At 63.2% G+C, this 19,269-nt stretch carries 19 protein-coding genes; 12 read left to right on the plus strand and 7 right to left on the minus strand.

The features are described 5' to 3' along the window. Nucleotide 1 precedes the first annotated feature (1 nt). Both JM946_RS30110 and JM946_RS01145 read right to left on the minus strand, forming a co-directional pair. Nucleotides 2–1,459 (minus strand): OmpA family protein, encoded by a 1,458-nt coding sequence (locus JM946_RS30110; RefSeq protein ID WP_203165304.1) that lies wholly within the window; start codon nucleotides 1,457–1,459, stop codon nucleotides 2–4. A 72-nt stretch (nucleotides 1,460–1,531) separates the two neighbouring features. Then, nucleotides 1,532–2,845, minus strand: coding sequence for a glutamate-5-semialdehyde dehydrogenase (locus JM946_RS01145; RefSeq protein WP_407700488.1), 1,314 nt, complete (start codon nucleotides 2,843–2,845; stop codon nucleotides 1,532–1,534). Nucleotides 2,846–3,033: 188 nt separating this feature from the next. Here JM946_RS01145 and JM946_RS01150 point away from each other — a divergent pair, with 188 nt between their 5' ends. After that, a complete protein-coding gene (locus tag JM946_RS01150; RefSeq protein ID WP_203165305.1) occupies nucleotides 3,034–4,419 on the plus strand; it encodes a spinster family MFS transporter in 1,386 nt (461 codons plus the stop codon). 6 nt (nucleotides 4,420–4,425) lie between these two features. On the opposite strand, the gene JM946_RS01155 is transcribed toward JM946_RS01150, so the two are convergent. Continuing rightward, entirely contained in the window at nucleotides 4,426–5,019 is a 594-nt protein-coding gene (locus JM946_RS01155) for a DUF924 family protein (protein ID WP_203165306.1), read from the minus strand. Nucleotides 5,020–5,215: 196 nt separating this feature from the next. On the opposite strand from JM946_RS01155, the gene JM946_RS01160 reads away from it, so the two are divergent. After that, nucleotides 5,216–6,823, plus strand: coding sequence for an alpha/beta hydrolase family protein (locus JM946_RS01160; protein WP_203165307.1), 1,608 nt, complete (start codon nucleotides 5,216–5,218; stop codon nucleotides 6,821–6,823). Here JM946_RS01160 and JM946_RS01165 read toward each other — a convergent pair. Continuing rightward, a complete protein-coding gene (locus JM946_RS01165) occupies nucleotides 6,820–8,379 on the minus strand; it encodes a class I adenylate-forming enzyme family protein (RefSeq protein ID WP_203165308.1) in 1,560 nt (519 codons plus the stop codon). The two genes, JM946_RS01160 and JM946_RS01165, sit on opposite strands and share 4 nt — an antisense overlap. A 203-nt stretch (nucleotides 8,380–8,582) precedes the next feature. On the opposite strand from JM946_RS01165, the gene JM946_RS01170 reads away from it, so the two are divergent. Then, entirely contained in the window at nucleotides 8,583–9,395 is an 813-nt protein-coding gene (locus tag JM946_RS01170; RefSeq protein ID WP_203165309.1) for an SDR family NAD(P)-dependent oxidoreductase, read from the plus strand. A gap of 52 nt (nucleotides 9,396–9,447) precedes the next feature. After that, nucleotides 9,448–9,735 carry a hypothetical protein gene (locus JM946_RS01175; protein WP_203165310.1) on the plus strand — a complete coding sequence of 96 codons (288 nt, stop codon included), beginning with the start codon at nucleotides 9,448–9,450 and terminating at the stop codon, nucleotides 9,733–9,735. On the opposite strand, the gene JM946_RS01180 is transcribed toward JM946_RS01175, so the two are convergent. The 3 genes from JM946_RS01180 to proB form a co-directional block, all read right to left on the minus strand. Then, nucleotides 9,736–10,206 carry a response regulator gene (locus JM946_RS01180; protein ID WP_203165311.1) on the minus strand — a complete coding sequence of 157 codons (471 nt, stop codon included), beginning with the start codon at nucleotides 10,204–10,206 and terminating at the stop codon, nucleotides 9,736–9,738. It lies immediately after the preceding gene. A gap of 28 nt (nucleotides 10,207–10,234) precedes the next feature. After that, entirely contained in the window at nucleotides 10,235–11,644 is a 1,410-nt protein-coding gene (locus JM946_RS01185) for a sensor histidine kinase (protein WP_218042540.1), read from the minus strand. Between the two features lie 155 nt (nucleotides 11,645–11,799). Continuing rightward, the gene (proB, locus tag JM946_RS01190; RefSeq protein WP_203165313.1) at nucleotides 11,800–12,939 is read right to left on the minus strand and encodes a glutamate 5-kinase; all 1,140 of its coding nucleotides are present in this window, start codon (nucleotides 12,937–12,939) and stop codon (nucleotides 11,800–11,802) included. A 194-nt stretch (nucleotides 12,940–13,133) separates the two neighbouring features. On the opposite strand from proB, the gene JM946_RS01195 reads away from it, so the two are divergent. The 8 genes from JM946_RS01195 (at nucleotide 13,134) to JM946_RS01230 (ending at nucleotide 19,243) form a co-directional block, all read left to right on the plus strand. Then, entirely contained in the window at nucleotides 13,134–13,472 is a 339-nt protein-coding gene (locus JM946_RS01195) for a DUF6763 family protein (protein WP_203165314.1), read from the plus strand. Between the two features lie 111 nt (nucleotides 13,473–13,583). Beyond that, nucleotides 13,584–13,958, plus strand: a complete 375-nt coding sequence (locus tag JM946_RS01200; protein ID WP_203166580.1) for a hypothetical protein — start codon at nucleotides 13,584–13,586, stop codon at nucleotides 13,956–13,958. Beyond that, complete coding sequence (locus tag JM946_RS31480; protein WP_203165315.1) at nucleotides 13,898–14,269, plus strand: FAD-binding domain-containing protein; 372 nt, start codon at nucleotides 13,898–13,900, stop codon at nucleotides 14,267–14,269. The genes JM946_RS01200 and JM946_RS31480 overlap by 61 nt, the downstream gene beginning before the upstream one ends. 80 nt (nucleotides 14,270–14,349) lie before the next feature. Next, the gene (locus tag JM946_RS01210; protein WP_407700498.1) at nucleotides 14,350–15,363 is read left to right on the plus strand and encodes an acyl-CoA desaturase; all 1,014 of its coding nucleotides are present in this window, start codon (nucleotides 14,350–14,352) and stop codon (nucleotides 15,361–15,363) included. Between the two features lie 34 nt (nucleotides 15,364–15,397). Further along, entirely contained in the window at nucleotides 15,398–16,702 is a 1,305-nt protein-coding gene (locus JM946_RS01215; RefSeq protein ID WP_203165317.1) for an NAD(P)/FAD-dependent oxidoreductase, read from the plus strand. Between the two features lie 24 nt (nucleotides 16,703–16,726). Next, nucleotides 16,727–17,521: a DUF1365 domain-containing protein gene (locus JM946_RS01220; protein WP_203165318.1), complete on the plus strand. Its 795-nt coding sequence runs from the start codon at nucleotides 16,727–16,729 to the stop codon at nucleotides 17,519–17,521. Then, nucleotides 17,518–18,777, plus strand: coding sequence for an SAM-dependent methyltransferase (locus JM946_RS01225; protein ID WP_203165319.1), 1,260 nt, complete (start codon nucleotides 17,518–17,520; stop codon nucleotides 18,775–18,777). The genes JM946_RS01220 and JM946_RS01225 overlap by 4 nt, the downstream gene beginning before the upstream one ends. A gap of 13 nt (nucleotides 18,778–18,790) precedes the next feature. Continuing rightward, complete coding sequence (locus JM946_RS01230) at nucleotides 18,791–19,243, plus strand: hypothetical protein (protein WP_203165320.1); 453 nt, start codon at nucleotides 18,791–18,793, stop codon at nucleotides 19,241–19,243. Nucleotides 19,244–19,269: the final 26 nt, after the last annotated feature.

Below are 19,269 nucleotides of genomic sequence, written 5' to 3' on the forward strand. Positions count from 1 at the left end.
CTCAGCCAGTCCCCTGCACGTTGATGACCAGGTCGATGCGTCGATTGCGCGCCCGACCCGCGGCGGTCTCGTTGGTCGCAACCGGACGCGCCTCGCCATAACCGATCGAACTGACCTTCTCGGCATTCGCGCCGAACTGCGTCACCAGGTACTGCTTCACGGCGTCGGCACGATCCTGGGACAGGAGCAGGTTGGCCGAATCGCTGCCATTCGCATCGGTGTGCCCTTCGATCACGACGGAAGCGTCAGGAAACAACGCCAACGCCTTCTGCACTTTCTGCATCAGCACCGCGCTGCTGCCATCGATGGTGCTGCGGCCCGACGGGAAATTGATCCCCAGCAAAGAGACGATCACATCGCCGCCCTGGCGATACACACGAGCTTCATCCGCGGTGAACGAAGCTTCGATGGCCGCGATGTTGGCACGCAAGCGCGCCTGCGCATCGACCTGACGCTGTAGCGCGATCCGCTCCTGCGATTCACCGCCGAGTCGCGACTCGATGCGCTTCAGTTGATTGTTGAGCGAGGCGAGCTGCTCGTCCCGATCCTGCACTTCGAGTTTCAGGCGGCGCACTTCCTGCGCCTGCTGCTGAGCGTATTCACCCAGCTCCTTCATCGCGCCCTGATGCCCTTCATCGAAACGCACGTCGAGCTCCATGTCCGAGGCGATGCGCTGCAGCGGCTCTTCCCAGGACAGGATCAAGGCCTCGACCCCGGCCTGATCGTCCTTCTCCTGCTGCAACACCCGCTGGATCGTCTGCGCCAGATAGGTCGCATGGCGAGCGTCGTAGCGCGCCTGCGCCGCCAGCTTGCGGGGCAATGCCACGTCGTAACGATTGCGCTGAATCTCCTGCTCCGCCTGCGCCAGATGCCGCTTGGCGGACTCCAACGTGCGCGGTGCGTATCGAGCAACCTTCGCCTCATCGGCCTGCGCGATCAGGTTGCGCGCCTCGTTGAGAATGCCGCCTTTGATGCCGATCAGCTCGGCCTCACGCAACAGCACTTCGGCTTCGGCCGCCCGCTTCTGCGCATTGGGCAGATCGCCACTCTCGTTCTCACGCATGGCTTGCAGGAACCGATCGTTCGCTTTCTGCCACTGCTCGGGCGCGAACTTGGGGGCGGTCGCAACCAATGCATCCTGGCGAGTCTTGATCACACCGGCCAGGCTCTGGCGGGCGCTGTCCGCGACAGTGCGCGCTTTTTCCAAAGCAGCCTGTCCTTCTTGCACCCGAGTCGCGACCCGCTCGGGCGAGCGACCGCGTTCAGCTTCCCTGGTGGCGTTCTGGCTGGCTTGCACGGCTGCCGCGAAGGCGCGCGGCGCGAGCACATCGAGTTGCTCGGTCCGCGCCTGCTCGACGGCCGCGGCCAACGCGGCGGCGTCGGAGTTGCCGGCCGCCAGGGCCGGCGCACCTGCCAGGCTCAGAAATGCAACAACGATCAGCGCGAATACCTGGACCATACCAACGGGCTCGAGTCGTAACTTAATGCGGAAGTATACGTCGCCTGACGCCCTCGAACCTTGCAATGGCGCTCAAACGGGCCGGATTTGCCCCGAGCCCCGCACCACGTACTTGTAACTGGTGAGCTGCTCGACGCCCACCGGCCCGCGCGCATGGAATTTATCGGTGGAAATGCCGATTTCCGCGCCCATGCCGAACTCGCCGCCGTCGGCGAACTGGGTCGAGGCGTTATGCAAAACAATGGCGCTGTCGACCCCGCCCAGGAACCGCTCGGCGGTGGCCTGATTGGTGGTGAGGATGGATTCGGTGTGGGCCGAGCCGTACCGGGCGATGTGCGCGATCGCCTCGTCGACGCCTTCCACCACTTTGGCGGCGATGATGGAGTCGAGGTACTCGGTGCTCCAATCCGCCTCGGTGGCCGGCACGATGCGCGGATCCAGCCGTTGTAAAGTTTCATCGCCGCGCACTTCGCAGCCCGCATCCAGCAGCGCCTTCAAAACCGGCGCGGCGGCAGCGCCGGCGCGATCGAACAGCACGGTCTCGGCGGCTCCGCAGACACCGGTGCGACGAAGCTTGGCGTTGAGCACGATGTCGCGCGCCATCGTCACATCGGCATCGCGATCCACATACACGTGACAATTGCCGTCGAGGTGACCGATGACGGGCACCCGCGCCTCGGCCTGCACTCGCTCGACCAGGCTGCGACCGCCACGAGGCACGACGACGTTGATGTACTGAGTCATGCTCGACAGCATGTAACCGACGGCCGCCCGATCGGTCGTCGGCACGATCTGAATCGCCGCCTCGGGCAAACCGGCGGCGCGCAGTCCGGCAACGAGGCAAGCATGGATCGCGGCTGTCGATCGACTGCTCTCGCTGCCTCCGCGCAGGATCACGGCATTGCCCGACTTCAAACAAAGCGCGCCGGCGTCGGCTGTGACGTTCGGACGGCTCTCGTAAATGATGCCGACCACGCCGAGCGGCACACGCACGCGCTCGATCTTCAACCCATTCGGCCGGGTCCAGCTGGCGATGACGCTACCGATGGGATCGGCTAGCGCGATGATTTCTTCGATGCCGCGCGCCATCGCTTCAATGCGTTGTTCATTCAAAACCAATCGATCGCGCAGCGACGAAGAAATGCCACGCTGGGTGGCCTGCTCGAGATCGGCGCGATTGGCCGCCAGTAGTTGGTCACGTTGCTCGCGGATCGCGGTGGCAGCCGCTTGCAGCGCCGAGTTTTTGGACTCGGTGCTCGCCTGGGCGAGAGATTTCGCGGCGCTCTTGGCCGCGCGGCCGAGACCTTGCATCGTCTCGGCAATGACGGCGGCGTCGCTTTCAGGCTTGGCGAGGGGCCCTTCGGAAGTGGCGGTGGAGGCGTTCATGAGTTCATTCTAGCGGCAGCCGGCCCGGGTAAAGAAGTGTCAATCCGGGGCCGCGCTTCTACAGCGCGAAACTGGCGGGCCCGCCGCGCTCCCGATCGGGACAGTCATGGTCATTTCTTGACCGCGCGCGCCATTGCAAACGATCCCTGCGGTGACACAATGCCGCGACGCTGGATCAGGGGAATCGTATGGCAATAGAAGCTGGATCGGTCGGCGACCGAGCCGTGAACGCGAGCGCCACCGGCTCGACCGCGGGATTCCGCGCCAGCAATGCCTATCGCAACTACGTCGTGTGGTTGCTGTTCGTCATCTACGTTTTCAACTATGTCGACCGGCAGATCCTGTCCATCGTGCTGGAGCCCATCAAGCAGGAATTCGACCTGCACGACTGGCAGCTCGGCATGCTGAGCGGGCTGGCATTCGCGGCCTTCTATTCGACCCTCGGCATTCCCATCGCGCGCATGGCAGACACGCGCAATCGAGTGAACATCATCACCGCGTCCATCGTGGTGTGGAGCGCGTTCACCGTGGTGTCCGGCATGGCGAAAAACTTCTGGCACCTGCTGATCGCCCGCATCGGCGTCGGGGTCGGCGAAGCGGGCTGCAGCCCGTCGGCCTACTCGATCATCAGCGACTACGTGGAGCCGAAGAAGCGCGCCACCGCTTTGTCGATCTATTCGATGGGTGTGTATGGCGGCAGCGCGCTCGGCTTTCTCGTCGGCGGCTTGGTCGCGCACGAATATGGCTGGCGCGCGGCGTTCTTCACGGTCGGTTTGCCCGGCCTGGTCGTGGCGTTGATCCTGAAGCTCACGGTCAAAGAGCCACCGCGTGGCTTCTCCGATCCCGGCGCTACCGTCGCCACCGAGCCGCCGCCGTTCAAGCAGGTGATGGGCAATCTGTGGGCCAAGAAATCGTTCCGTCATCTGTCGCTCGCAGCGGGTCTGCATGCGTTCGTCAGTTACGGCCTGAGCTCGTTCTATTCGCCGTTCTTCATGCGCAGCCACGGCATGAGCCTGGGCGATGTAGGCGCGTGGCTCTCGCTGGTCGTGGCGCTGGGCGGTTTGAGTGGAACGTATCTCGGCGGCGCATGGTGCGATCGTTACTTCGCGCGCACTCAGGATCCACGTTGGTATGTGTGGATTCCCGCGATCACCCTGATCATCGTCGTGCCCTTCGGAATGGTGGTGTACTCGCTCGACAACACCGTCGCCGCCCTGCTGCTGCTCATTCTATATATCGCGCTGGCTGCCGCGTATCTCGGTCCGAGTATCGCCTCGACCCATCGTCTGGTCGGGCTGCGGGAGCGCGCGCTGGCCTCGGCCTTCCTGCTGCTGATTCTGAATTTCATCGGGCTGGGCCTGGGGCCGATGTTCACCGGCGGCTTGAGCGATCTGTTCAAGGAATATTTCCTGTCGCAGGGCGTCGCCGAACAGGCGGCGCTGGCGGATGGCCTGCGCTGGTCGATTCGCGTGACTTTGCTGATCAATCTTTGGTCGGCGCTGCATTACTACCTGGCGGCACGGACTCTGCGCGAGGACATCGAGACGGGCACGCAGGCGCGCGCCGCCTCGTAAGCGCGTTCAAACGAACGCCGGCTCGTTCTTCAGAAACTCCAGCTCCTCGGGCGTCGACTGGCGCCCGAGGATGACGTTGCGATGAGGGAAGCGACCGAAGCGTTTGACCACGCCGTGGTGGTGGCGCGCATATTTCAAGCCGTCGGCGATCCCCAGCTCGCTGAACAGTCGAACCGATTCCTCCTGCGCCCGCAGATCTTCGCTGTGCATGAACGGCATATAAATGAAATGCCGTTGCACCGGCGGCAACGATCGATCCTTGCCGGTTTCGACCGCCGCTTTCGCCAGCGCCAGGGCGCGATCGTCGCTCGCATAAGCGGCCGGTGTTTTGCGATAGATGTTTCGCGGGAATTGATCGAACACGACGATCGCAGCGAGCAGCGTGCGCGCATCCGCGTCGTCCAGTACTGGCGGCTCGCTTCGCAAGGCCTCGCACAACTCGCCGAAACGCTGACGGATTCTCTCATCCAGGTGCGCGTGGCTGCTGAACCAGTCCTCCGGCCTCAGCTCTTCGAACCAGAAGCGCAGCACGCCGTCCACCCAGCCGGTTGGTAATTTTTTCGAGGCCATGTTCTTCGAGGACATGTTTTTCGAGGACATGTTTTTCGCGGTCAGGGGCGTGCTCCGTGATTCCGCCGAGCCGGAGAGACTACCAAAGTCGCGAGCGGTACGAAGGTTCCCGACGCAGCGCCCGTCGCGCGCTGTCCGAAATCCTGAACCGGAAATTTTCCACGATGGATCGATCCATTTCCTGTCTCACGCATTAGTACCTACGCACCAGCGAGGAACCTGCAACATGTCGACCGAGTGGCGAAGTCCGAAATTCAAGGCATTGGGATTGAAAGTATTCGCTGTATTGGGCTGCGCCATGCTTGCCGCCTGCAGCAACAACGACGACAACGATGAGGGTGCGGAGACTCAGGAACCGCCGCCACCGCCCCCGGCCCCGCCGCCGCCGACCACGGGCACGCTGATCGAGAATCCGCCGCCGCGGCTCGCGTCGTTTTCCATCGATGCGCTGATCGCCGCGGTAAATGTGAATTCCACGGCCGGCGAAGTGCTGGATCTGATCGTCGACCCGGAATGCGGCGTGGATGTGCATCAGATTCGTTACAACACGCTCGACCCGGCGCAACAGCCAACCATTTCGTCGGGCGCGCTCATGATCCCAACAGGCACGAACGTCGCCTGCCAGGGCGCACGACCCATCGTCGTTTACACGCACGGCACATCGGCCGAGAAGAGCTACAACATCGCCGACCTGTCGAATTCAGAGAACGCAGAGGGCTTGTTGATTGCCGCCGCGTTCGCCGCGCAAGGTTATATCGTCGTCGCGCCGAACTACGCGGGCTTCGATACTTCGACGCTGCCCTATCATCCTTATCTGCACGCCGAGCAGCAGGCGAAGGATACATTCGATGCATTGACCGCCGCGCGCTCCGCTTTGCCGACCAGCACCGCACCGACAATCACGGACAATGGGCAACTCTTCATCACCGGTTACTCGCAGGGCGGTCACGTTGCGATGGCCACGCATCGCCTCATGCAAACCAACGGCGCGGCCGTGACTGCTTCGGCTCCAATGTCAGGGCCGTATGCACTGGCCGCGTTCGGCGATGCCATCTTCCAAGGTCAGGTGATCAGGAGCGCGCCGCTGCTGCTGAGCTGGACCATGACGACCTACCAGCGTGCCTACGGCAATATCTACGCGAGTCCGACGGATGCTTTCGACCCGCGTTACGCAACGGGCATCGACGCGCTGTTGCCCACCACCGGCACTCGTTCGCAACTATACGATCAAGGTCGGTTGCCGAGAGATCAGCTGTTCAGCAGTACTCCGCCCGATCCGGCATACGCGCCTTACACACCCGCGACGACGCCTGCAGATCTCGCTCATGTATTTGCGCAAGGTTTCGGCCCCGACGCATTGATCACCAACCCGTACCGGCTGGGCTATCTGCAGGACTCGTTGGCGCAGCCGGATGGCGGTTTCCCAGCCGTCACCGACGGCCGACCGGCGGCCGCCCCGACTCATCCGCTGCGAATCGCACTGAAGGCGAACGATCTGCGTAACTGGAGCCCGACGGCGCCAGTCATGCTCTGCGCCGGTCATGACGATCCCACCGTCTTGTATTTGAATACGCAGTTGATGCAGCAGTATTGGACCGGCGCGGGCGTGACCGCGCAGATTCGCGTGCTGGATGTGGACGACGATCCGTCCATCGACGATCCCGACGCAGGGCTCAAACTCGGCTTCAACACCGCCAAGGAATCCGTTGCACTGGCCGCCGTCGCTGGCGGAGCTACCGATGGCGGAGCCGCGGCGGTTGCCGATGCGTATCACAGCAGCCTGGTGCCGCCGTTCTGCCTGGCCGCCGTGCAATCGTACTTCGACAGCTTCTAGCTGGAAGCTTGGGCGTAGCGATCGCGCAGCTCGCGCTTCAACACTTTGCCGATGGAGTTGCGCGGCAGCTCCGTCGTCAACTCCACGGCGCTGAGGCGTTGAGTCTTGCCGAGACGTGAGTTGGTCCATTGTTTGATGTCGTCGGCACTGGCGGTCGCGCCTGGACGCAGCACCACGAAGGCGATCGGCGTTTCGCCCCACTCCCTGGAAGGCACGCCGACGACGGCGCCGTCACGCACGGCCGGATGTTGAAACAGCACGGCCTCGAGATCGCTGGGATAGATGTTGAAGCCTCCGGAGATGATCATGTCCTTGCGGCGGTCCATCAGGGTAAGAAATCCATCGGCATCGAAGCGACCGACATCACCGGTGCGGATGAAGCGCTTGCCCTCGGCGTCGTACCACTCCGCCTCCGCGGTCTTGTCGGGCTGATTGAAATAACCCTTCATCATCGCCGCCGAGCGCCCGACCACTTCGCCAATGCTGCCGACCGGCACTGGCCTGCCCTGCTCGTCGATCAGTCGAATGTCGTGACCGGTCACCGGTTGGCCGACCGTGTGCAACTTGTCGGGAAACTGGTGAGCAAGCAGCATGCAGGTGCCGCCGCCCTCGGTCATGCCGTAGTACTCGATCAACCCGCCCGGCCAGCGACGCAGAATGTCTGCTTTGAGCGCGGCGGAGAACGGCGCGCTGGTGCAGAACTTCATGCGATAGCTGCTCAGGTCGCAGCGATCGAAATCCTCTCGATCCATCAGCCGCTGATATTGAACCGGTACCAGCATCGCATGCGTCACGCGGTAACGCTGCGACAGCTCCAGAAACTTGCCCGCCTCGAACTTCGGCATCAGCACCACGGTGCCGCCGCCGGCGATGGCCGGAAAGAAGCTGACCAACGTGGTGTTGGAATACAGCGGCGTCGAGCACAGGGTCACAGCTTCATTGTCGTAACCGAAGTTACGAGCGCGCCGCACGTGCGCCCACCGCATGCTGTGAGGCTGCACGATGCCCTTGGGCGTGCCAGTGGTGCCCGAGGAATAGATGATATTGAACGCTGCATCGGGCTCGATCGTCACGGGCACGGGCACACTGCCCGCTGGAGCGAGCCACGCCTCGAGCGAACGCACTCCCGGCGAATGATCGAGCCGCACGAGTTGCAGACCCGATGGCAACGCGACCGTCGCCATGGTCTTCGCCACGTGCTCGTCCAGAAACAGGAACTTCGCGCGGCAGTCCGCCAGCATGGTCGCCAACGACTCGGCAGTGGACGATGGCGACAACGGCGCGACCGCCACACCTGCTCGCAGTGCGCCGAGAAATACGACGCCATAGTTGACAGAAGCCGCCGCGCAAATCGCGATCGCGTCACCGACATCGACGAGATCCCGCTGCAATGAAGTGGCGACACGGTCCATGCGTTGATCGAGCTCGCCGAAATCGACGCGACTGCATTCATCGATGAGCGCAGGATGGCGAGGCCGTGCCCGAGCATGCGCGTGGACCAGCTCGGCGATCAGACCGAACTCCTGCTCGAGCAACGTCTCGGGAGATTTTGGCATCGTGGCGTCACCGGATGGGGCGGGCACAATGCCATAGTGGAAAACGGGCCGACAGGTGGACAGCCGCGCCATTGCATAAATTCATACTCGCGGACACACTCGAATTCCTGTCGACGCCCGATCGCACATCGACCATAAGGGCGCGCTGCGGGGCCGTTCCGATCTGCGAAAAAACGTTGCAAACAATCAGGTGAAGGACAGCTATGCAAATCCCCGATCCCGCCGTTGAAGGTCAGCTCAAAGGCAAGGTCGCACTGGTCACCGGCGCGGCGAGCGGCATCGGTCGCGCCAGCGCCCTCGTGTTCGCCCAGGCGGGCGCCGCCGTCGTGGCCCTGGATCGAGCCGCCGAAGTGGAGGACACGGTCGCGAGCATTCGCAAAGAAAATGGCCGCGCGGTGCGCATCGTTGCCGACTCCTCCGACGAAGGAAACATGGCCGAGGCCGTCGACACCGCGCTGCGCGAGTTCGGCGCGCTGGATGTTTGTTTCGCCAATGCCGGCATCAGCGGCGGCATGGTGCCGCTGCAAGAGCAGACGCCGGAGCATTGGCTGCAGGTGCTGACTGTCAATCTGATCGGCACCTTCCTGGCCGTGAAGCATGCGGCCCGAGTCATGACCCCGCGTAAACGCGGCTCGATCATTTGTACCGCCTCGGTGGCCGGGCTGCGCTCGGGCGCAGGTGGCTCGCCGTACAGCGCCAGCAAGGCAGGCGTGATCAGCCTGGTACAAACCACTGCGTATCAGTTGTCCGGCAGCGGCGTGCGCATCAACGCCATCTGTCCCGGCTTGATAGAAACCGGCATGACCCAGCCCATCTTCGACCAGGCGCGGGCGCGCGGCACCGACAACAAGATCGGCCAGCTCAATCCGTTGCGGCGCGCCGGGGCGCCCCTCGAGATCGCGCGCATGGCGCTGTTCCTGGCTTCGGACGCCGCGTCCTACGTCAACGGGCAAGCCTTCCCGGTGGACGGCGGCCTGTCCGCTTCGCACCCCATCGTGCCGCCCCGCTTGCCCTGAGGAACTCCGGCCGGCGGCGAAGCGTCTCGTTCCCACAGGACGGAGAACGCTCATGCGCGACGAGCGCCTTTACGACGATCTTGACGACGAGTTGGACGAGGATCTCGACATGCAACCCACCCGCAGCCGCTCGGCATGGGGTGCACTGGAGTCGCTGTTGCTGGTCGGCGTACTGGCGCTGATCGCAACACCGGCGATCAAGGGGATCGCACGGCGCTATCGAGTACAGCACCCCCGCGCCGCCGGCGAGAACGAGGTCGACAAGTCGCTCAAGGACACCTATCCGGCGAGCGATCCACCGGCGCAACGCTACGTCGATATTCCGGTGAACCGGCGCTGATCAGCGCTTCAATCGCAACAACTGTGTGATCAACACATTGGGCAGCACCGGCTTGGACAAGCGCGGTGCGCCCTGCGCCGCCTGCGAGAACAATCGATCCTCATCCGCATACGCAGTCGCGAACAGGAAAGGCACCTGTTGGTCGCGCAGCGCTTCGGCGAGTGGAAACACGTATTCGCCGCCGAGATTCACATCGAGCACCGCGACCGTAGGCCGCTGCTGCGCCAGCAGTTCCTGACCTTCGGCCAGGCTGTGCGCCGGCCCCAGCACGCGCGCGCCCTGCTCTTCCAACATCATCTGCATGTCATAGGCGACGATGAAGTCGTCTTCGACGACCAGCACCGTCATGCCGGACATGGGCCCTTCGCTGGCGCCTTGACCGCCATAACCATCGTTGCCGTCCCCTAGCGGCGCGCGACGCGATGGAAACATCAGCACGCGCGCGTCGCGCACTACCGAAGGCAGTCGCAATGGCGCAGCGCTGCCAGTGCGAACCGTTTCAGGTGGTGGACATGATCTGGAGTTTGGGGAGGTTGACGCGGATGCGAGTTCCGGGGCGCCGCCCCTGCGCAGCAGCGCCTTGGTGAAATCGAGCAGAGCGCTCCGGACGCCCCCCGAACTGACGCGCGACCATGTCGATGATCTTGGTGCCCAGCCCGCCCGCTGCTTGTGAATGTTGTTCATGCCAGCCCACTCCATCGTCCGAAACTTCCAATACCGCGACCGAATCCGAGCCGGGCGCCAGCACCACGTTCACCTCGCCGGTCTCGCCGGGGGCGAATGCATGCTTGATGGCGTTCATCACCAGCTCGCTGGTCAGCACGCCAAGAGACACGGCATCGCGCGCGTTGATCTCCAGCGGTTCGACCTGGCACTGGATCCGGATCGAATCTCCCGGCGGCAGCCCCGCATTGATGTCCTCGAGGACCGCACCGAGCACCTCGTTGACTTTGACCGTCGCGAAGTCCGCGCCCAGACGCAGCTTTCTATGCGCCGAGGCGATCGCCTGCACTCGCATGCGGGCCGCGCTCAGGGCGCGAGCTGCATCGGGATTCTTGACCGCGCGCTGTTGCATGGTCAGGAACGAGGACACCAGCGCCAGGTTGTTGCCGACCCGATGATTCACATCGGTGAGCAACGATTCCGCCCGGGCTCGCTCGCGATGCGCTTCTTCGGCGGCTTTGGCCAGTTCCTCAGTGCGTGCTTTCACCCGCTGTTCCAGTTCGACATTATGCGAAGCAAGGCGCAACCGACTTTCGTGAACGGCGGTCAGATACCGACGTACGCTGATCAAAGCGAACAAGGTCAGCACGCCGGAAGCGAGCAACATCACCACCACTGCATTGGAGAAGCGCTCGCGCAACCTGGCCGCTTCGCGCTGGCGCTCGGCCAGCAGGCTCAACTCGAGCGCGGACGCAGCTTCGATGCGCGAGCGGATCGCGTTCAATTGCGGCAGGCCGGTGTGGTGGAGCGCGGCGATCGCTTCGTCGCGTCGCCCAGCACGCTGCGCGTTCACAGCCGCCTCGATATCCGCCACTCGCTGCTGGATCAGCGGCGCGAACGCCTCGAAGTTGGCGATTTGCTCGGGATTGCCCTGGATCAACGCGCGCAGCTCGGCCAGCTGCTTGGGCAACACCTCGCGAACTTCCGCATGCGGCTTGAGAAAGGATTCATCGCCGGTGAGCAGAAAGCCACGCAGGCCCGACTCGGTGCCGCCGATGGTGAGCAAAGTCGCGTTGAGCGCCTGCTGAACTGCGCTGGTGCGCTCTACCAGCGCATCGGCTTGCGCACCTTGGCGCGCGACATGGAAAGTGAGTCCGGCCGAGCACAACAGCAATAAGAAACTGAGCGCAATCGTAGCGACCAGTGCGCGGTTCCTGCGCAAAGAAGGTTCTTGTAAGACTTGCATATCCGCTGATGGACGGCGTCCAAGCGGTCGATACTAACAAACCTACAAATGCAGGCCGCTCGGGCAAAACCCGAACTCTCCAGTGGCGCCGGGCCCGTGCGCCCCCTGCTTCGATGTTCAGGGGTCGATCGGGCATCGATCTTCAGGGCTCGATTTCAGCGAGTGATCACCAGATCGTCGCGATGAATCATCTCGTCGCGGCCGTGAAAGCCGAGCAGCGCTTCGATTTCGTTCGATTTGTGACCGAGCAGGCGTTCGCAGTCCGCGCTGGAATATGCAACCAGGCCGCGCGCGATCTCGTGACCGCTGTGGTCGCGCACGATGAGAGCATCGCCGCGTTGAAACGGACCGACGATGCGAGTGACACCGGCCGGCAGCAAACTCTTGCCGCGAGCGAGCGCAGCGGCGGCGCCCGCATCGACGAACAATTCGCCGGCCGGTTGCAGCGTGCCCGCGATCCATTGCTTGCGCATGGTCGCTGGACTGGCCGATGGATAGAACCAGCTGCAACGCGCGCCTTGTTCGATTCGCCGTACCGGATGCAGTTCGCCGCCGAGCGCCACGCACATATGACAGCCTGCACCGACTGCAATTTTCGCCGCGGATATTTTCGTCGCCATGCCGCCGGTGCCCACCGCCGATGCGGACCCGCCCGCCATGGCTTGGATTTCGGGCGTGATGGCGCGCACTTCGGGAATGAACTGCGCGTTCGGATTGCGCGTCGGATCGGCCGTGTACAAACCATCCACGTCCGACAGCAGGATCAGGCAGTCGGCGCTGATCATCTGCGCCACGCGCGCGGCCAGCCGGTCGTTGTCGCCATAGCGAATCTCGGCGGTGGCCACGGTGTCGTTCTCGTTGATGACCGGCACCGAGCCGAGCTTCAACAAAGTCCGCAGGGTGTTGCGTGCATTCAGGTATCGGCGTCGCTGCTCGGTATCGCCTGGGGTGAGCAGGATCTGCGCCACGCTCAGTCCATGGTGCTCCAGCACTTCGGTCCAGGCGTGCGCCAGGCGGATCTGGCCCACGGCCGCGGCCGCCTGCTTTTCTTCCAGCTTGAGCTTGCCGGGCGCCAGTCCCAACTGTCGGCGCCCCAGCGCGATCGCGCCCGAGGACACCAGCAACACTTCCTGCCCCCGCCGGCGCAGGGCACCGATGTCTTCCGCCAGGGTTTCCAGCCAGTCGCGTTTGACCGCGCCGCTGGCGCTATCGGCCAGCAAGGCCGAGCCGACCTTGATCACGATGCGCCGTGCCTGCAACAGCGGCTGGGCGGATGAATGGGCGGTGGACGTCATGGCACAAACGAGGCTAGCGAGGCGTTCTGGCACGAAGCATGAAAGGCGCGGCAGTGTAGGCACCCGCCGAACCCCCGTCCATCCGCCCCGCCAGTCGCCGCGCCGCCGCTGTTTCACTCACTTGGCAGTCTTGGAGAATGCCCCTAATATTCCGCCGCCGGTGAACACACCGGTCTCCCGTCTGAGGTGTTTGCGTGGCCAGAGATTACGACCCGGTCCAGGGAAAATGGTACGAGGATCTCGAAGAAAACGAGGTCTTCAAAGTGCTGTCCGTGGATCCCGACCAGGAGTTGGTCGAAGTGCAGTACGAAAACGGCGATATCGAGGAGATCGACCTCGATACCTGGCACGAGCTCGACCTCGAGCAGGCCGAGGAGCCCGAAGGCTGGGCCTCCGACGACGAGGATGAAGAGGAAGAAGAAGAAGAGGACGAAGACGAGGACGACTGGGACGAGGACGACGACGATTGGGACGACGACGAGGACGAAGACCTCGACGACGATGACGATTACAACGATCGGGACGACGCCTGAGCGTTGCCGACACCTGCCGATGCGTCCGGCAACAGGGCCCTGCGCCGCCGGACCCCGTCCCGCCTCCCATTGCACAGCGATAACCGCCTCCGCCGCCCCGGCTGAGGCGACATGAAAGCCCACCAGACCGCGCCGGTCTGGTTCCGGCGCGATCTGCGCCTCACCGACATCCAGCATTGCTCTGCCGGGCCGGATCGACCGGACCGGTGCGAGATTTCGCGCCTGTCGCCGCGTTTACATTTTGGTGACATCGGGCCGCGGCAGATTGTCGCCGCGCTCCGACACTCGGACGCTGGCGCTGCGCGAGCCAGGGGCATCGACAGCTATCTGCGACAGATCGGCTGGCGCGAGTTCGCGTACCACCTGTTGTTTCACTTTCCACCGAGCACCAAGCGCCCACTGGATGTTCGCTTAGCCAAGCAGAAGTGCGAGGCAGTCGAGCCGACCTGCGCGCCTGGCAACGCGGTCTCACCGGCATTCCGCTAATCGACGCCGGCATGCGCGAGCTGTGGCGCACCGGATGGATGCACAATCGAGTGCGAATGATCGTCGCCTCGCTGCTGACAAGAAATCTGCAGATCCATTGGTTGGAGCGCGCGCTGGTTCTGTTATGGAACACATTGGTCGATGCGAACCTCGCCAACAACACATGCGGTTGGCCATGGGTCGCGGGCTGCCGCACCCGACGAGGTTTTGACGCAAGCGGCAATCGAGCCGGGCGTGACCTATCCGTTTCCTGCGCTCGATTTGGGGGAATCCCGCAAGCGCGCGCTTCAGGTTTATTCCCAGCTGCATGAATGATCTAGCCACAACTTAAGTATTGAATCCGTAAATCGCAGCTCGTGCGAAATCCTGTCCCGAGGAACGCATGAGCATGATCAACTCCACTGACGCCGCGCCGCGACGGGTCGAAACAGCCCCGGCCGCTCTCGACACCGAAACCAGTCTTCTGACCAGCTTCACCAGCTGGCTGGATGCGGGCGCGGGCCTGGCGAAGTTCGACGCTGCCAAGATCGACAGCATCGACTGGCTGCGCGTGGTGCCGTTCATCGGCATGCACGTCACTTGCGCGGCGGTGTTCGTCGTCGGCGTGAGTCCGATCGCTCTGATGGTCACGGTCGCGATGTACGTGATTCGCATGTTCGCGATCACGGGCTTCTATCATCGTTACTTCTCGCACCGCTCGTTCAAGACTTCGCGCGCCGGCCAGTTCGTGTTCGCTCTGCTCGGCGCATCAGCCGTGCAGCGCGGCCCGATCTGGTGGGCTGCGCACCACCGTCATCACCACGCCTTCTCCGACACCGAGCACGATGTCCACTCGCCGGTGCAACGAGGCTTCCTGTGGAGCCACATGGGTTGGTTCCTGTCGCGCCGTCATTTCCAGCCGGACCTGTCCCGCGTGCGCGATTTGCTCAAGTTTCCCGAGCTGCGACTGCTCGACCGATTCGACATTCTGGTGCCGGTCGCGCTGGCCGTGGGGTTGTTCGCACTTGGCGCCGCGCTGGAGCACTACGCGCCAGGGCTCCACACGAATCGTTGGCAGATGCTGGTGTGGGGCTTTTTCGTCTCGACGGTGGTGACCTACCACGCCACCTACACCATCAACTCGCTGTGTCATCGCTTTGGCAAGCGCCGTTATGAAACCAGCGATGACAGCCGCAACAACCTGTGGCTGGCGCTGCTCACTTTCGGCGAAGGCTGGCACAACAACCATCACCATTATCCGGTGTCGACCCGTCAGGGCTTCTACTGGTGGGAGATCGACCTGACGTACTACGGGCTGCGCCTGCTGGCGCTGTTCGGCATCGTCTGGGATCTCAAACCGGTGCCACGCGAAGTGCGCGACGCGCGCACTCGCATGCGCACCGAAGCTCGCACCGAAACCATCTAACAACAAGCATCGAGCCATTACCGGGCAGGAACATATGCGCATTGGAGTCATCGGCGCGGGCATCGCAGGTTTATATGCGGCGTGGCGGCTGAGCCGCCAGCACGAGGTGACGGTGTTCGAAGCGGGCAACTATCCCGGCGGCCACACCAACACCATCGATGTCGATTGGCATGGCAAGCAGTACGCCGTCGACACCGGCTTCATCGTTTTCAACGACTGGACCTATCCGAATTTCATCGCCATGTTGCGCGAGCTGGGCGTGGCGTGGCAGCCGTCGAACATGAGCTTCAGCCTGCGCTGCGAACGTACCGGCCTGGAATACAACGGCACTTCCATCAATGCGCTGTTCGCGCAGCGCTCGAACATCGTGAGCCCCTCGTTCCTGCGCATGATCTACGACATCCTGCGCTTCAATCGCGAGTCGCGGTCGCTGCTGAAGACCAACGACGACAAGCTGACGCTGAGCGAGTATTTGCGCGCCAACGGCTATTCAGAGTCGTTTGCCGAGCGCTACATCCTGCCCATGGGTCGCGCGATCTGGTCCGCCGAGGCGGACGCCATGCTGTCGTTCCCGGCGCGCTTCTTCGTGGACTTCTTCGATCGCCACGGCTTTCTCAACGTCAACAATCGTCCGCAATGGCAGGCCATCAAGGGTGGCTCGCGCGAGTACGTTCGCAAGCTGGTGGCTTCGATGAAGGCCGATATCCGCTTGTCCACGCCCATCGAGGGCGTGCGCCGGCGGCCCAACGCAGTCGAGGTTTGCACTCGCCAGGGCGAGGTGCACCGCTTCGATCACGTGTTCATCGCATGCCACAGCGATCAGGCGCTGGACATGCTGAGCGATCCGACGCCGGCCGAACGTGAAGTGCTGAGCGCGTTCCCGTACGCGGCGAACGAAGCGATTCTGCACACGGATACGTCCGTGTTGCCGCGTCGTCCGTTGGCGCGCGCGGCCTGGAACTATCACGCGCTGAAGAGCCCGCAGCAGCCCGTGGCCCTCACGTACGACATGAACATCCTGCAGACGCTGGATGCACCGACCAGGTTTCTGGTCACGCTCAATCACGCCGACGCGATCGACAAGAGCAAGATCATTCAGCGCATCGCCTATCACCACCCGGTGTATCTGCCGGCCGGCGTCGCCGCGCAAGCGCGCCATCGCGAAGTGAATGGCGCTCGCCGCACTTATTACTGCGGCGCTTACTGGCGCTACGGCTTTCATGAAGACGGAGTCGTCACGGCGATGCGCGCGCTCGAACATTTCCAGTGGGATCTTACCGCTCGCGGCGACGGCAACGTCGCGCCGCAAACCGAGCCAGCTGCCGCAAACGTGGCTTGATCCTGGCTGACTGGAGACAACGCCATGGAAAGCTGTATCTACAACGGCTGGGTTCGCCACCGTCGTCACGAGCCGTCCGGTCATCAGTTCCGCTACGAGCTGTTCATGATGTATCTGGACCTGGCGGAGCTGCCGCGCCTGTTCGATCCCTACTGGGGCTGGTCGGCGCGCGGTCCGGCGCTGGCGCGGTTCAAACGTTCCGATTATCACCATACGCTCAACGACGGCGACGATGGCCCCGGCGAGCTGAGCCTGGACGAAGCAGTTCGTCGCACCGTCACCGCGCAGACTGGCCGTCGACCCGACGGCCCGATTCGCATGCTGACTCACATGCGATATTTCGGTTACATCTTCAACCCGGTGTCGTTCTATTACTGCTTCGACAGCAGCGGCGAGAAGGTGCAGACGATTCTCGCGGAGATCACCAACACGCCCTGGAAGGAACGTCACGCGTACGTGTTGCCGGTCTCGGCGGCCACGCGCGCCGATTCAGTGCTGCGCTTCGAATTCGGCAAGGACTTTCACGTTTCGCCGTTCTGGCCCATGGACATGCGCTATGACTGGCGCTTGAGCGTGCCGGGCGAGCAACTGCGCATTCACATGGACAATCTGCAGCAGCAGGACGGGCATACCCGACGCGTGTTCGACGCCACGCTCACGCTGCAGCGAGAGGAGATTTCCAGCGCCGCGCTGACGCGCGCGCTGGTCAAGTATCCGCTCATGACCGCCAAGGTTTCCGGTGCGATTTACTGGCAGGCGCTGCGCCTGTGGTTCCGACGCACGCCCTTCTTCACTCATCCGAAGTGGACGACGCCATGACAACAGCAAGACCGTCGATTCTTCCCGATACGCCCGCCCTGGTCGCCAACGATTCGTGGTTGCAGCGGACCGGCCGCGACGCGCTGCTCGGCCAGCTGAAACATTTGCAGCATGGCGAGATCGCCGTGGTCGAGGGCGATCGAGTGCATCGCTTCGGCAAGCACACGACCCAATGCTCGCTCTCCGCCACGGTGGAAGTGGTGCATCCGCAGTTCTGGGCCGACGCGGCGTTTGGTGGCACCACGGGCGCGGGTGAAGCCTACATCCACGGTCACTGGCGCAGCGACGACCTGGTGGCGCTGGTTCGCATCATGGTGCTGAACCGCGAGGTCATGCAGAACATGGAGGGCGGGCTTGCGTTCCTCACGGCGCCGCTGCGCCGGATCTTCCACTGGATGAATCGCAACTCCAGGGACGGCAGCCGCAAGAACATCGCGGCCCACTACGATCTGGGCAACGAGTTCTTCCAGCTGTTCCTGGACGACACCATGGCGTATTCATGCGGCATCTTCGAAGCGCCGGAAGCGACGCTCAAGGAAGCCTCGCTCGCCAAGTTCGAGGCGGTGTGCCGCAAGCTGCAGCTCAAGCCGAGCGATCACCTGGTGGAAATCGGAACTGGCTGGGGCGGGCTCGCCATCTACGCGGCGCAGAAGTACGGCTGCCGGGTCACTACCACGACCATCTCCAAGGAACAGTTCGCGATGGCCAGGCAGCGCGTAGCCGCCGAGGGCTTGAGCGATCGCATCGATTTGCGCCTGGACGATTATCGCGATCTCACCGGTCAATACGACAAGCTGGTGTCCATCGAGATGATCGAGGCGGTCGGCCATCAGTACCTGGACACTTACATCGCCAAGTGCGCCTCGCTGCTCAAGCCCGACGGGGCGATGCTGATTCAGGCCATCACCATTCAGGACCAGATCTATGAAGATGCGTTGAAGAGCGTGGATTTCATTCAGCGCTTCGTGTTCCCGGGCAGTTTCATCCCGTGCGTGACTGCCATTACGGATGCGGTGACGCGTTCGACGGATATGAAGCTCTATCACCTGGAGGACATCGGGCCGCACTACGCTACGACTCTGCGTCTGTGGCGCGAGGCTTTCTTCGCCAACATCGGACGTGTGCGTGCGTTGGGTTATCCGGACGAGTTCATCCGGTTGTGGGACTACTACCTGTGCTACTGCGAAGGCGGCTTCGCCGAGCGGCAGCTGGGCGATGTGCACATGTTGATGGTGAAGCCAGGCTGGCGCGGGTAGAGTTGCCGGCAGCATGCTGCCGCTGCGTCTCGCCATCTTCGCTGCCGTTTTCGGTATCGCCCTGTCCGGGTTGTTCTGGCTGCTCGGGAATCTGAGCGAGCCGGAGCTGCTGCGCTCCAAGCAGGCGGTGGTGGTGAAGGGCTGCGATTCCACCGAGAGCGAGGACGCAGCCCGGATCTGTCCGCAGTTGTTCTGCCAGAAATATCTGCTCGATAGCCGCGCGGTCGAGCTCAAGTATCGCTTCACCGTCACCGTCGATCGGCATTCCGAATCAGAGCACTTGATCGGCGGCACCGCTCGGCCGTTCGTCGTGAAGGATCCCGCGCCGGAGCTGACATTCGCCTGTCTGCTGCAGGAGATGGAAGTGCTGGACGGCCGGGTGATCACGCCGGAGGAGCTGCGGAGCCTGGCGAGCGATCCGGATCGATGGCCGTCGCTGATCGAAAGCGTCCACCCCACAATGTGAGGTGGCAAGTGAGGTGGACGCTGTTG

It is taken from the genome of Steroidobacter gossypii (assembly GCF_016801985.1).
Classification (GTDB): Bacteria; Pseudomonadota; Gammaproteobacteria; order Steroidobacterales; family Steroidobacteraceae; genus Steroidobacter; species Steroidobacter gossypii.